The following is a 13,484-nucleotide window of genomic DNA, read 5'->3' as shown; positions in this document are numbered from 1 at the left end:
ATGGAGCGGGAATTGCGACGCACGCTGGGGGTGTCCGACGCGGTCGTCGTCGGGCTGGGCGCCATGGTCGGCGCCGGGATCTTCGCCGCGCTCGCCCCGGCGGCGGGGGCGGCGGGGGCGGCGGGCAGCATGCTGCTGGGTGCCCTGGCGCTGGCGGCGGTCGTGGCCTACTGCAACGCGCATTCTTCGGCGCGGCTGGCGGCCCGGTACCCGGCTTCGGGCGGCACCTACGTCTATGGGCGCGAGCGGCTCGGGCCCTTCTGGGGATATCTGGCGGGCTGGGGCTTCGTCATCGGCAAAACGGCCTCCTGCGCGGCGATGGCCCTGACGGTCGGGGCGTACCTCTGGCCCGGCCAGGAGCATGTCGTGGCGGTCGCGGCGGTGGTGGCGCTGACCGCGGCGAACTACGGCGGCATGCAGAAGTCCGCCCGGATCGCCCGGGTGATCGTGGCGGCGGTGCTGGCGGTGCTGGCCGCCGTGGTGGTGGTGTGCCTGTCCTCGGACACGGCGGACGCCGACCGGCTGACGTCCGGTGCCGCCGACGGCGTGGGCGGGCTGCTCCAGGCGGCCGGTCTGCTGTTCTTCGCCTTCGCGGGCTACGCCCGGATCACCACCCTGGGTGAGGAGGTGCGTGATCCGCAGCGCACGATCCCGCGGGCGGTGCCGATCGCTCTGGGGATCACCCTGCTGGTGTACGCCGCGGTGGCGGTGGCGGCGCTGTCGGTGCTGGGTGCGCAGGGGCTGGCCGCGTCGACGGCTCCGCTGGACGACGCGGTACGGGCGGCGGGGGCGCCCGGGCTCTCCCCCGCGGTACGGGTGGGCGCCGCGCTGGCGGCGCTGGGCGCGCTGCTGTCGCTGGTGCTCGGGGTGTCCCGGACGGTGCTCGCGATGGCCCGGGACGGCCATCTGCCGCGCGCGCTGGCCGCCGTGCACCCCCGCTTCCAGGTGCCGCACCACGCGGAACTCGCGGTGGGTGCGGTGGTGGCGGTGCTGGCCGCCACGGTCGACGTGCGGGGCGCGATCGGTTTCTCCTCCTTCGGAGTGCTGGCCTACTACGCGATCGCGAACGCCTCCGCGTGGACGCTCGATTCAGGTGTCAAGGGCCGGGCCGTGGCAGCGGTCGGGCTGTCCGGCTGTGTCCTGCTGGCCTGCACGCTGCCGGCCGCGTCGGCGGTTACGGGCGCGGCGGTGCTGGCGGTGGGCGCGTGTGTCTACGGCGTGCGGCGGCGGTTCAGGGCCGGGATCTGAGGCCGTCCCAGGGCGTCAGCTCCAGGTCTTCCTCCTCCTCGTCGAAGTCCTCGCAGTGCCAGGCGGTGCCGTCGAGCCAGCCGCGCAGCCAGTCGGCGAGGCCGCGTGCGTCGATGAACCAGGCGAGGTCGGGATCGCCCAGGTTCGGTTCGAACAGCAGGACTTGGGCGGTCTCGGAGTGGCAGTCCACGCACGCGTACATCCCGCAGCCGTAGTGGGCTATCGGCAGCACGCCGGCCGGCCAGCGCCAGCCCGACGCGCGCATCTCCTCGTACTCCTTCAGGGCTTCGCGCAGGGGCAGCAGCCCGTATCCCGGTCCGAAGCCGCCGTCCGCGACGCGGGTGTGGAGGCCGGTGAGCAGCGGCGGCAGGGCGGCGCCGAGTATGGCTTCGGCGCGGGGCAGTTCCGCGCTGTCCAGGACGGGCGGCAGGGGATGTCCCTGCTCCGGAGGGGAGTTGCGCACGTGCCCGGCGACTTGCTCCAGCAACTGCTCGGTCTCGTTCATGGCTTCATGGTGGACCACCCCACCGACAGCCCGCCCGGCTTGTGGACAACTCGGTCGAGGACGACCTCAGAACCGCGCTCCGCCTGTCGGCAGAGCGCCCACAGCCGTCACCGGGAGGCGAACGGTGCGTCCGTCGGGACGATCTCGCGGCCCAGCGGGAGCAGGGAGATGGGGATCATCTTGAAGTTGGCGATGCCGAACGGGATGCCGATGATCGTCACGCACAGGGCGAGGCCGGTGACGACGTGGCCGATGGCGAGCCACCAGCCCGCCAGGATCAGCCACAGGACGTTGCCCACGCAGGACGGGGCACCGGCGTCGTGACGTTCGACGGTGGTGTAGCCGAAGGGCCACAGCGCGTAGAGGGCGATGCGGAAGGCGGCTACACCGAACGGGATTCCGATGATCGTGATGCAGAGGATCAGGCCCGCCAGGCAGTAGCCCAGGAACAGCCAGAACCCGCTGAGCACGAGCCAAATGACATTGAGGATGGTCTTCACTGACTACGTCCTGCCATCTGTTCGAGCCGGGCGATCCGCTCGGCCATCGGTGGGTGGGTCGAGAACATCTTGGTCAGCCCCGCACCGGGACGGAAGGGGTTCGCGATCATCATGTGGCTCGCGGTCTCCAGTCGCGGTTCGGGCGGCAGCGGCAGTTGCTTGGTGCCGGCGTCCAGCTTGCGCAGGGCGCTGGCCAGGGCGAGCGGGTCGCCGGTGAGCTGGGCCCCGGAGGCGTCCGCCTCGTACTCGCGGGAGCGGCTGATGGCCAGCTGGATCACCGAGGCGGCCAGCGGGCCCAGGATCATGATGAGCAGCATCCCGAGCAGGCCGGGGCCCTCGTCGTCGTCGGACCGGCCGATCGGGATCAGCCAGGCGAAATTCACCAGGAACATGATCACGGAGGCCAGCGCTCCGGCAACCGACGAGATGAGGATGTCGCGGTTGTAGACGTGGCTGAGCTCGTGCCCGATGACGCCGCGCAGCTCGCGTTCTTCGAGGATGCGCAGGATGCCTTCGGTGCAGCACACGGCCGCGTTGCGCGGGTTGCGGCCGGTCGCGAAGGCGTTCGGCGCCTCGGTCGGCGAGATGTAGAGGCGGGGCATCGGCTGGCGTGCGGACGTGGAGAGCTCGCGCACCATCCGGTACAGCTCGGGTGCCTCGAACTCGCTGACCGGGCGGGCGCGCATCGCGCGTAGAGCCAGCTTGTCGCTGTTCCAGTACGCGTACGCGTTGGTGCCGAGAGCGACCAGGACGGCGATGATCAGACCGCCACGTCCGAAGAAGCTCCCGATGACGATGATGAGTGCGGACATCCCGCCGAGGAGTACGGCGGTCTTCAGCCCGTTGTGCCGGCGGTGCACGGTACGCCCTCCAAGTGGTGCGGCAGGGGCCCCGCCGTGGGTCCGCGGGGCCTACGGTCCAGTGGACCCTCCCTTCCTGGTCAACGCCAGGCGAGGGTGCCGGGTTCCCGGGCGCGGCCGGGAGGGGCGGGCGCGGGGAGCCGGGAGAGCGTTACGCCGTACGGGTAAGGGTCACTGCGGGAACAGGCTGGTCGCGGCGAAGCGCAGCACCGTCTGCGGAGCCCCGGACACGACGACGGCGATGACGGCCGTCAGCGCGATGGCGACCGTGACCGGGAACGGCACCTTCACGGCCGGACCCGGCGAACCGACGCCCTTGCCCTCACCCGCACCGTCTCCCGCAACCGCAGCCGCAGGCGCAGCCGCGGGCACCGGCGCGCGGAAGAGGAGCGCCGTCCACTGGAGGTAGTAGTACAGGGCCACGACGACGTTGACGGCCATGAGCACGGCCAGCCAGCCCAGCCCCGCGTCGACCGCCGACTGGAAGACGACGACCTTGGCGAAGAGGCCGATGATGCCCGGCGGCAGGCCGGCCAGGCAGAGCAGGAAGAAGGCCAGGGACAGCGCGGTCAGCGGGCGCTCGGCGTACAGGCCGCGGTAGTCGCTGATGCGGTGCAGCGGCTTGGTACGGGCGACCAGGGCGGCGACGGAGAAGGCACCGAGGTTCACGACGGCGTACATGAGCGCGTACGCGACGGTCGCGCCGATCTCGTCCCGCTCGGAGTACGCGGCCGCGGCGATCGGGACCAGCAGGTAGCCGGCCTGCCCGACCGAGGACCAGGCGAGCAGCCGTACGGCGCTGTGGGGGCGGTCCGGGGACTGGCGCAGCGCGGCGGCGTTGCCGAGGGTCATGGTCAGCGCGGCGAGGACGGCCAGGGCCGGGCCCCAGATGTCGGAGTACGCCGGGAAGGCGATCACCGTGACGAGGATCAGGCCGGTGAAGCCGACGGCCTTGCCGATGACGGACAGGTAGCCGGCGATGGGCAGCGGCGCGCCGACGTAGGTGTCCGGGACCCAGAAGTGGAAGGGGACGGCCGCGGTCTTGAAGGCGAAGCCGACGAGGGTGAGCGCGACGCCCGCCATGGCGAGGGTGTCGAGCTGCGCCGGGACGCTCTCCAGGCGGTCGGCGACCTCGGTGAGGTGCAGGGTGCCGGTGGCGGCGTAGACGAAGCTGACGCCGAGCAGGGAGACGGCGGTCGCGGTGACCGAGGAGAGGAAGAACTTGAGGGCGGCCTCGGAGGAGAGCCGGTCGCCGCGGCGCAGGCCGACGAGGGCGAAGGCGGGCAGCGAGGCGACTTCGAGGGCGACGATCAGGGTCGCGAGGTCGCGGGAGGCGGGCAGCAGGGCGGCGCCGGCGGCGGAGGAGAGCAGCAGGAACCAGTACTCGCCGGCGGGCAGCCGGCCCTCGCGCACGGCGGTGAGCGACAGCAGGGCGGTGACCAGGGCGCCGCCCAGGACCAGGAACTGGACGACGAGCGTGAAGTGGTCGGCGGTGTAGCTGCAGACCGTGGGCGCGTCGGTGAGGCAGAAGGTGCTGCGGTCGCCGGCGCGCAGGGGCAGCAGGAGCGCGGTCGAGACGGCCAGGCCCGCGACCGAGATCCAGCCCAGGACCGGCTTCCTGCCCTCGGGTACGAACAGGTCGGCGACCAGGACGAGGAGGGCGACGGCGGCGGGCAGGGCCGCGGGCGCGATGGCGAGCCAGTCGACGGTCTGGACCAGGGCGGCGCCCGTGTCGGCGGCGGCGGTCATGAGCTGCGCCGTCATGCGTTGCCTCCTGCGAGGAGCTTCTGGACGGCCGGGTCGGTGAGGCCGAGGAGGACCGCGGGCCACAGGCCCGCGAGGACGGTGAGGGCGACGAGCGGGGTCCAGGCGGCGAACTCGTAGCCGCGTACGTCCGCGAGGACGGCGGGCGCGGCCTCGGGCCGGGCCTGCGGATCGCCCATGCACACCCTGCGTACGACGATCAGAAGATATGCGGCCGTCAGCAGGGTGCCGAAGGCGCCGATCGCCATGAAGGTGAGGAAGGCGGGCCGGGACAGGCCCTCGGCCGGGTCGAACGCGCCGAACAGGGCCAGCATCTCGCCCCAGAATCCGGCGAGGCCCGGCAGGCCGAGGGAGGCGACGGCGGCGAACGCGAGGAGGGCGCCGAAGCGGGGGGCGCGGCCGTAGAGGGCGGCGCCGGTGGCCCCGGCGAGGGTGTCGAGGTCGCTGCTGCCGTAGCGGTCCTTGAGCGCGCCGACCAGGAAGAAGAGCAGGCCGGTGATCAGGCCGTGGCCGATGTTGGCGAACAGCGCGCCGTTGACGCCGGTGGGGGTCATGGTCGCGATGCCCAGCAGGACGAAGCCCATGTGGCCGACGGAGGAGTACGCGATGAGCCGCTTGAGGTCGCCCTTGGCGCCCTTCCTGGCCAGTGCCAGGCAGGCCAGCGATCCGTAGATGATGCCGACGACGGCGAAGGCGGCCAGGTAGGGCGCGACGGTGAGCATGCCGTCGGGGGTGATCGGCAGCAGGATGCGGACGAACCCGTAGGTGCCCATCTTCAGCAGGACGCCCGCCAGCAGCACCGATCCCACGGTGGGCGCGGCGGTGTGGGCGTCCGGGAGCCAGCTGTGCAGCGGCCACATCGGGGTCTTCACCGCGAGGCCGAGGCCGATGGCGAGGACCGCCAGGAGCTGGGTGGTGCGGGTGAGTTCGCGGCCGTTGTCAGTGGCGAGTGCCACCATGTCGAATGTGCCGGCGCTGATGCCGATCAGCAGCAGGCCGAGCAGCATGACCACGGATCCGAGCAGCGTGAAGAGGATGAACTTCCAGGCGGCCGACTGCCGCTGGTCACCGCCCCAGCGGGCGATGAGGAAGTACATGGGGATGAGCACCATCTCGAACGCGAGGAAGAACAGCAGCAGGTCGAGGACCGCGAAGGTCGCGAGGGTGCCGGATTCCAGGACGAGGAGCAGCGCGACGAAGGCCTTCGGGGAGGGGCCCGCGGGGAGCTTGAAGTAGCTGTACAGCGCGCACAGGAAGAACAGCAGCGCCGTCATCAGGAGGAGGGGGAGCGAGATGCCGTCGATGCCGAGGTGGATCCGGACGTCCAGCGCCGGGATCCAGCTGATGTCCGTCGTCGCCTGGAAGCGGGACGGGGTGTCGTGGTCGAAGCCCAGGGTGAGGGCGATCGCCGCGGCGAGGATGACACCGGTCATGGTCACGCCGTGGCGCAGCACGGCCTGTTCGGGGCCACGGCCCTTGAGTCCGGGCGGGGCCGGCAGGAGGGCCGCGAGCGCACCGAGGAGCGGTGCGGCCACGATGAACGCCAGAAGGAACTGCATCACGGACGGGCTGATATCAATCACGGCTGAATCACGGCTCACGATCCGGCGTTGACGTTGGCGAGGACGGCGGTGGCGATCGCCAGGACCACGGCACCGGCGAGCAGGGCGCTCAGGTAGCTCTGCACGTTGCCCGTCTGGGCGCGGCGGACGAGGGCGCCGAGCAGCCGGGGTGCGCCGCCCGCACCGCGGACGTACGTGTCGACGACCTCGCGGTCCAGGAAGCGGACCAGGCTCGCGGCGGCCCGGACGGGGCGTACGAACAGCGCGGTGTAGACGGCGTCCAGGTGGAACCCGACGGCGGCGTGCCGGTACAGCGGGCCGAGCAGTGCGCGACCGGGGTCGGCGGCGGGGGCGGCCGGGACGGCGGGGTGGTCGTGGGTGACCTCGGCGACCTCGGGGGTCTCGGCGGCGGATTCGGCCGCGGCGACCGAGGCGGGCACGCCGGTGGCTGCGCCGGCCCGGGCCGTGACGGCGCCGGCGCGCTGCCAGAGGGCGTAGGTGAGGACGACACCGATGACCGCGGCGCCCGTGCCGAGGACGGAGGTGACAACGGTCGGGGTCAGCCCGCGGCCGTCGAACCAGTCGGGGAGCACGCCGGCGGCGAGGCCGAAGGCGACCGAGGGGATGGCCAGCAGCCACAGCACGCCGGTCATGGCGAGCGGCTCCCTGCCGTGGTCGGGGGCGGCGGCGCCCCGGCCGCGGAAGGCCATCAGCCACAGCCGGGTGGCGTAGGCGGCGGTGAGCAGTGCGGTCAGCAGGCCGGAGACCAGCACGAGCCAGCCGGCGGCGCTGGGCGCGAAGTCGGACTCGCCGACGGCGGTGTGCTCGGCGGCGACGAGGACGGCTTCCTTGGAGAAGAAGCCGGCGAAGGGCGGGATCGCGGCGAGCGCGAGGAGCGCGATCGTCATCGTCCAGAAGGCGTCGGGGATGCGCTTGGCCAGGCCGTCCATACGGGACATGGCGGCCAGGGAGTTCGTCCCGGCGGCGTGGATGATCACGCCCGCGCCGAGGAAGAGCAGCGCCTTGAAGGCACCGTGCGACAGGAGGTGGAAGACGGCGGCCCCGCGGTCGCCGACGGCGAGGGCGCCGGTCATGTAGCCGAGCTGGCCGATGGTGGAGTAGGCGAGGACGCGCTTGATGTCGTCCTGGGCGAGGGCGGCCAGCGCGGAGCCGGTCATCGTCACCGCGGCCATGGCGGCCATCACGATGAGCGCGGCCTGCGAGGCCGCGAAGACCGGGAGGAGGCGGGCGATGAAGTAGACACCGGCGGCGACCATCGTCGCGGCGTGGATCAGCGCGGAGACCGGGGTGGGGCCCGCCATGGCGTCGGGGAGCCAGGTGTGCAGCGGGAACTGCGCGGACTTGCCCGCGACGCCCGCCAGCAGGAGCAGCGCGATCAGCGTCGGGTGGTCGAGCCCGCCCGCGGCGACGGTGCCGAGGATCTTGGTGATCTGGAAGGACCCGGCGTCGGTGGCGAGCGCGAACAGGCCGATGAGGAAGGGGACGTCGCCGAGCTTGGTGACGAGGAAGGCCTTGAGGGAGGCGGACCGGGCGGCCTCGGTCTCCCAGTAGTGGCCGACCAGGAAGTACGAGCAGATGCCCATGATCTCCCAGCCGACCAGCAGCACCATCAGGTCGCCGGAGTAGACGACGAGCAGCATGGCGGAGGTGAACAGTGAGACCAGAGCGGCGTACGACGGGTAGCGCGGGTCCTCGCGCAGGTAGGCCGTCGAGTAGATCTGGACGCAGGTGGCGACCACACCGACGAGGCCGGCTACCAGGGCGGCGAAGCCGTCCACGTACAGGGCCAGCTCGATGGGGACCGAGCCGGTCGGGGTCAGTTCGGTGGCGGCGTCGATCGCCGGGCCGCCGCCCTGCCGTACGGCGACCAGGACGGCCAGGACCGCGGCGGCCAGGGTGGGCAGCAGGGCCAGCGGCCGGACGAATCCGGGGGCCGTGCGGCCGAGCAGCAGTCCGCCGACCGCGCCGAGGAACGGCAGCAGCGGGACGAGGACGGCGAGGGTCGTGGTGCTCACGCGGCGACCTCCGGCCGGGTGGTGCGCTGGTCGTCGGGCCGGGGCGCGGGCTCGTGGCCCTCGGCGGTGTCGCGCAGCTTGTCGACGTCCGAGGTGCCCCGGTTGCGGTACACCATCAGCACGATGGCCAGGCCGATGCCGATCTCGGCGGCGGCGATGGCGATGGTGAAGAGGGTGAGGGCCTGGCCGGCGTGCAGGGTGTCGCGCAGCCAGACGTCGAAGGCCACCAGGTTGAGGTTGACGGCGTTGAGCATCAGCTCGACGGACATCAGGACCAGGATGGCGTTGCGTCGGGCGAGCACCCCGTACAGGCCGATGCAGAAGAGCAGCGCCGCGAGGACGGCGGGGTAGGCGAGGTGCATCAGCGCTTGCCCTTCCCGGGGGTGTTGCCGGTGCGACCGTTGTTCGTGTCGCCGTTCTTGCGGGACAGCACGATGGCTCCGATCAGGGCGGCCAGCAGCAGCACGGAGAGCGCTTCGAAGGGCAGTACCCAGTGCCGGAAGAGGAACTCCCCGGACACCCGTGTGGAGCCCTGGACCGGCCCGTCGAGGTCGATCCACGTGGTCCGGAAGGCGTCGACGACGACCCAGACGAGGGTGGCGGCGGCCACCACGGCGACGGCGAGGGCGACCCAGCGGTTGCCGGAGTCGGCGTCCGGGGAGCGGCCGATGGGCGCCTTGGTCAGCATCAGTCCGAAGAGGAGGAGGACGACCACGGAACCGAGGTAGATCAGGACCTGCACCCACGCCAGGAACTCGGCGGTGAGCAGGAGGTACTCGATGGCGATGCCGCCGAGCGTCATGACCAGCCAGAGGGCGGCGTGCACCAGCTGCTTGGTCGTGACGGTCACGACGGCCGCGCCGAGGGTGACGAGGCCGACGAGGAGGAACGCGATCTCGACACCGGTGGGCGAGAGGAAGCCGGGGCCTTGGGCGGCGGCGGCCAGGGGGGTGCTGAGCATCAGGCGGTTCCTCCCGCCGGCGTCTCCGGGGTGCCGGGGCCGGGTCCGGGGTCAGGTCCGGGGTCGGCGGGCGTCGTGTCGGCCGCTGCCGCGGCGGCGGCCGCGGCAGCGGCGGCCTCCGCCTTCTCGACGGCCTTGCGGGCGGCGGCGATCTCCTTGGGTTCCTCGGCGGCCGGGTCGAGGGCGGGCGGAGCGGGCACGGTCCACATCCACTCGCGCAGCTTGTCGCGCTCGTGGGTGAGTTCGAGGATGTCCGTCTCCGCGTACTCGAACTCCGGCGACCAGAAGAGGGCGTCGAAGGGGCACACCTCGATGCAGATACCGCAGTACATGCAGAGGGAGAAGTCGATGGCGAACCGGTCGAGGACGTTGCGGCTGCGCTCACGGCCGCCGGGAGCGGCGGCGGGGATCGTCTCCTTGTGGGAGTCGATGTAGATGCACCAGTCGGGGCACTCGCGCGCGCAGAGCATGCAGACCGTGCAGTTCTCCTCGAACAGGCCGATGACCCCGCGGGTGCGGGGCGGGAGCTCGGGCTGGACGTCGGGGTACTGGGCGGTGTGCGAACGCTTCGTCATCGTGCGCAGCGTGACGGCGAGGCCCTTGGCCAGGCCGGAACCGGGGATGGGCATTACTGGATCGCCACCTTCACGATGCCGGTGAGCGCGATCTGGGCGAGCGCGAGCGGGATGAGCGTGGTCCAGGCGAGCTTCTGGAGCTGGTCCTCGCGCAGGCGCGGGTAGCTCACGCGCAGCCAGATGACCACGAAGGCGAGGAGCGCGGTCTTGAGGAGGGTCCAGGCCCAGCCGTCCTCGAAGGGGCCGTGCCAGCCGCCGAGGAAGAGGACGGTGGTGAGGGCGCACAGGACGACGATGCCGGCGTACTCGGCGAGGAGGAACAAGGCGAAGCGCAGGCCGGTGTACTCGGTGTAGGCGCCGAAGATGATCTCGGAGTCGGCGACGGGCATGTCGAAGGGGGGCCGCTGGAGTTCGGCGAGGCCGGCGATGAAGAAGACGAGGGCGCCGACGATCTGCCAGGGCAGCCACCACCACTCGAAGGCGTCGAGGATGCCGGGCAGGGACACGGTCCCGGCGGCCATCGCGACGGAGGCGGCGGCGAGCAGCATGGGCAGCTCGTAGGCGAGCAGCTGGGCGGCGGTACGCAGGCCGCCGAGCAGGGAGAACTTGTTGGCGGAGGCCCAGCCGGCCATCAGGCTGCCGAGGACTCCGACGCCCATGACGGCGAGCACGAAGAACACGCCGGCGTCGATGACCTCGCCGACCGCGCCCGCACCGGGGCCGATGGGGATGGCGACGAGGACGAGGAGGTACGGCAGCAGGGCGACGGCGGGCGCGAGCTGGAAGATGCGGCGGTCGGCGTTGGCCGGGACGACGTCTTCCTTCTGGGCGAACTTGACGCCGTCGGCGACGAGCTGGGCCCAGCCGTGGAAGCCGCCGGCGTACATGGGGCCGAGCCGGCCCTGCATGTGCGCCATCACCTTGTGCTCCGTCTGGCCGACGACGAGCGGCAGCACGAGGAAGACGGCGAAGACGACGATCAGTCGCAGGGCGACGTCGAGGACGTCGTTCACGCGTCGCCTCCGGGGTCGGGATCGGGGTGGGTGTCGGGGTGAGTCTCAGGGGTGGTCTCGGAACCGGCCTCGGAACCGGTCTCGGAACCGGCTTCGCCGCCGGTCTCCGGTTTCGCCGCCGTGGGCCCGGCCTCCCGGGGCGCCTCGGCGCCCGGCGCCGGCCGCGCGGGCTCGCCGGGGACGGGCTCGGGGGCCGGGGGCGCCGTGGCCGGGGTGGGCTCGGCGAAGGCGGGCTTCGGGTTGTGCCATGGCGCGTCCGCGCTGCGGGGCGCCGGGCGGCCGGCCGGCTGCTCCGGCGGGGTGGCCTGGCTCGCCGAGCCCTCCGCGGCCGAGCGGGAACGGCGCGGCGGACGGGACGCCGGAGCGGCGGACGACGCGGCGTCCGCCGTCCCCGCGGAGTCGGCCGCGGCCAGCGCGGTGTCCGCGTTCGGCGCGGCCGGAGGGGTGGCCTGGCTCGCCGAGCCCTCCGCGGCCGAGCGGGTACGGCGCGGCGGACGGGACGCCGGAGCGGCGGACGACGCGGCGTCCGCCGTCCCCGCGGAGTCGGCCGCGGCCGGCGCGGTGTCCGCGTTCGGCGCGGCCGGAGGGGTGGCCTGGCTCGCGGAGCCTTCCGTCACCGAACGGGTGCGGCGCACCGGGGCGCCCTCGCGCGGGGCGCGGGCCGGGGCGCCCTCGCGGGGGGTACGGGCGCCCGCGGCGCCGGCGGCGCGCGGGGTGCGCGCCGGGCGGGCCGGAGCGGGCGGGAGCTGGCCCTTGAGGGGACCCCAGTCGTTGGGGTCCGGGACGCCCGGAGGCAGCATGGTGCGGCGCTTCGGGCCGCCGGCCTCGGCGCCCTCACCCGGCTCCTTGGCGCCCGGCCACGCCTTGGCGACCCGCGCGGCCAGCACGAAGTCCTTGCGCAGCGGGTGGCCCTCGAAGTTCTCGGGCAACAGCAGCGGGACGAGGTTCGGGTGGTCGGTGAAGGTCACGCCGAACATCTCGTACGTCTCGCGCTCGTGCCACGCCGCGCCCGCGTACACCGCGATGGCGGACGGCAGGGACGGCGCGCTGTGCGGAACCGTCGTACGCAGCAGCAGGCGGCGGACCCGGTGGCCCTCCAGGGCCACCACGTGCGCGCTCACCCGGAAGCCGGTGCCCGGCTCGTCGACGGCGCTCAGCCAGTCGAAGTAGGTGCAGCCCAGCTTGTCGCGGGCGATCTCCAGCGACGGGATCCACGAGCCGACGGGAACGTCGACGGTGAGGACGTCGTAGGAGAGTTCGGCGACGGCCTCCACGCCGAAGATCTGCGCGGCGCCGTCCGGCAGGGTGTCGTACAGGTTGCCGCTCATGCCGTACCGCCCGTGTGCCGAGGGCTTTCAGGGGCCTGCACCAGGCCGCTCGTCAGCTGGGAAACGGTGGGCGAGGCGGGTGCGGCGTGCCCGTAGCGTTCCGCCAGCGACTCGCGAGCGATCTTCTCCTGGAGCTTGAGGATGCCCTGCAGCAGCGCCTCCGGGCGCGGCGGGCAGCCCGGCACGTACACGTCGACCGGAATGATCTGGTCCACACCCTTGGTCACCGAGTACGAGTCCCAGTACGGACCGCCGCAGTTGGAGCAGGCGCCGAAGGAGATGACGTACTTCGGCTCCGGCATCTGCTCGTAGAGGCGCTTGACGGCCGGGGCCATCTTGTCCGTCACGGTGCCGGAGACGATCATCAGGTCGGCCTGGCGCGGGCCCGGCGCGAAGGGAATCACGCCGAGCCGGATGAAGTCGTGCCGGGCCATCGACGCCGCGATGAACTCGATCGCGCAGCAGGCGAGGCCGAAGTTGAACACCCACAGGCTGTAGCGGCGGCCCCAGTTCAGGACCACCTTCATCGGCTCCGGGGCCAGCCGGGAGAGCACGCCCAGCCGCTTGGGCTCCGGGAGCAGCTGCGGGTCCGGCAGGGGCTGCGGTTCCGGGCCCGGGCCCGGTGTCGTCACGTCCATTCGAGGACGCCCTTCTTGTACGCGTAGAGCAGGCCGACGGCCAGGAAGCCCAGGAAGATGAACATCTCGACCAGGGTCGTGGCGCCGTAGCCGGCTGCGGCGAAGACCGTCGCCCACGGGAAGAGGAAGATCGAGTCGACGGCGAAGATGACGTAGAGGAACGCGTAGACGTAGTAGCGGACCTGGGTGTGCGCCCAGCCCTCGCCCACCGGGTCGACGCCGCATTCGTACGTCAGGAGCTTCTCGGGGGTCGGCACGACGGGGCGGAGCAGGCGGCCCGCGCCGAACGCCACGGCCACGAAGAGCACACCGAGGACCGCGAGCAGACCGACGACCGAATAGCTCCGGAAGTAGTCCGCCGCCAGCACGGTTGCGGTCGATACCGTCGGGTCGGGCACGTCCGTTCCTCGCTCCTTGGCAGCTGTCGGCGATCTGTTACGGACGGGAGTCTAGGCCCTGCGTTACGCAGGGTGGGGTTATCCCCCGTTCACTGA

Annotated in this window: 14 protein-coding genes; 1 reads left to right on the top strand and 13 read right to left on the bottom strand. The window is 72.4% G+C overall.

The features are described from left to right. Complete coding sequence (locus tag ACZ6KO_RS14010) at window positions 1–1,248, top strand: APC family permease (RefSeq protein WP_469304251.1); 1,248 nt, start codon at window positions 1–3, stop codon at window positions 1,246–1,248. On the opposite strand, the gene ACZ6KO_RS14005 is transcribed toward ACZ6KO_RS14010, so the two are convergent. From ACZ6KO_RS14005 to ACZ6KO_RS13945, 13 genes are all read right to left on the bottom strand, one after another. Beyond that, on the bottom strand, window positions 1,232–1,753 hold the full coding sequence (locus ACZ6KO_RS14005; RefSeq protein ID WP_469304250.1) for an SMI1/KNR4 family protein: 522 nt from the start codon (window positions 1,751–1,753) through the stop codon (window positions 1,232–1,234). The two genes, ACZ6KO_RS14010 and ACZ6KO_RS14005, sit on opposite strands and share 17 nt — an antisense overlap. Before the next feature lie 107 nt (window positions 1,754–1,860). Next, window positions 1,861–2,253, bottom strand: a complete 393-nt coding sequence (locus ACZ6KO_RS14000) for a YccF domain-containing protein (RefSeq protein ID WP_469304249.1) — start codon at window positions 2,251–2,253, stop codon at window positions 1,861–1,863. Continuing rightward, window positions 2,250–3,113: a zinc metalloprotease HtpX gene (gene htpX, locus ACZ6KO_RS13995; RefSeq protein ID WP_469304248.1), complete on the bottom strand. Its 864-nt coding sequence runs from the start codon at window positions 3,111–3,113 to the stop codon at window positions 2,250–2,252. Before htpX ends, ACZ6KO_RS14000 begins: the two co-directional genes overlap by 4 nt. Window positions 3,114–3,284: 171 nt before the next feature. Next, entirely contained in the window at window positions 3,285–4,877 is a 1,593-nt protein-coding gene (locus ACZ6KO_RS13990; protein ID WP_469304247.1) for an NADH-quinone oxidoreductase subunit N, read from the bottom strand. Then, complete coding sequence (locus tag ACZ6KO_RS13985; protein WP_469304969.1) at window positions 4,874–6,436, bottom strand: NADH-quinone oxidoreductase subunit M; 1,563 nt, start codon at window positions 6,434–6,436, stop codon at window positions 4,874–4,876. Before ACZ6KO_RS13985 ends, ACZ6KO_RS13990 begins: the two co-directional genes overlap by 4 nt. Before the next feature lie 38 nt (window positions 6,437–6,474). Beyond that, window positions 6,475–8,475: an NADH-quinone oxidoreductase subunit 5 family protein gene (locus ACZ6KO_RS13980; protein ID WP_469304246.1), complete on the bottom strand. Its 2,001-nt coding sequence runs from the start codon at window positions 8,473–8,475 to the stop codon at window positions 6,475–6,477. After that, a complete protein-coding gene (gene nuoK / locus ACZ6KO_RS13975) occupies window positions 8,472–8,837 on the bottom strand; it encodes an NADH-quinone oxidoreductase subunit NuoK (RefSeq protein ID WP_469304245.1) in 366 nt (121 codons plus the stop codon). The genes ACZ6KO_RS13980 and nuoK overlap by 4 nt, the downstream gene beginning before the upstream one ends. Continuing rightward, entirely contained in the window at window positions 8,837–9,436 is a 600-nt protein-coding gene (locus tag ACZ6KO_RS13970) for an NADH-quinone oxidoreductase subunit J family protein (protein ID WP_469304244.1), read from the bottom strand. The genes nuoK and ACZ6KO_RS13970 overlap by 1 nt, the downstream gene beginning before the upstream one ends. Next, window positions 9,436–10,065 (bottom strand): NuoI/complex I 23 kDa subunit family protein, encoded by a 630-nt coding sequence (locus tag ACZ6KO_RS13965; protein WP_469304243.1) that lies wholly within the window; start codon window positions 10,063–10,065, stop codon window positions 9,436–9,438. The genes ACZ6KO_RS13970 and ACZ6KO_RS13965 overlap by 1 nt, the downstream gene beginning before the upstream one ends. Continuing rightward, window positions 10,065–11,024 carry a complex I subunit 1/NuoH family protein gene (locus ACZ6KO_RS13960; RefSeq protein WP_469304242.1) on the bottom strand — a complete coding sequence of 320 codons (960 nt, stop codon included), beginning with the start codon at window positions 11,022–11,024 and terminating at the stop codon, window positions 10,065–10,067. The genes ACZ6KO_RS13965 and ACZ6KO_RS13960 overlap by 1 nt, the downstream gene beginning before the upstream one ends. Continuing rightward, the gene (locus tag ACZ6KO_RS13955; RefSeq protein WP_469304241.1) at window positions 11,021–12,352 is read right to left on the bottom strand and encodes an NADH-quinone oxidoreductase subunit C; all 1,332 of its coding nucleotides are present in this window, start codon (window positions 12,350–12,352) and stop codon (window positions 11,021–11,023) included. Before ACZ6KO_RS13955 ends, ACZ6KO_RS13960 begins: the two co-directional genes overlap by 4 nt. Then, the gene (locus ACZ6KO_RS13950) at window positions 12,349–12,990 is read right to left on the bottom strand and encodes an NADH-quinone oxidoreductase subunit B (protein ID WP_469304240.1); all 642 of its coding nucleotides are present in this window, start codon (window positions 12,988–12,990) and stop codon (window positions 12,349–12,351) included. The genes ACZ6KO_RS13955 and ACZ6KO_RS13950 overlap by 4 nt, the downstream gene beginning before the upstream one ends. Further along, complete coding sequence (locus tag ACZ6KO_RS13945) at window positions 12,981–13,388, bottom strand: NADH-quinone oxidoreductase subunit A (protein ID WP_401452257.1); 408 nt, start codon at window positions 13,386–13,388, stop codon at window positions 12,981–12,983. Before ACZ6KO_RS13945 ends, ACZ6KO_RS13950 begins: the two co-directional genes overlap by 10 nt. Window positions 13,389–13,484: the final 96 nt, after the last annotated feature.

The organism is Streptomyces sp. NPDC042102 (assembly GCF_055582305.1).
This window is presented reverse-complemented; position numbering and strand designations above follow the sequence as displayed.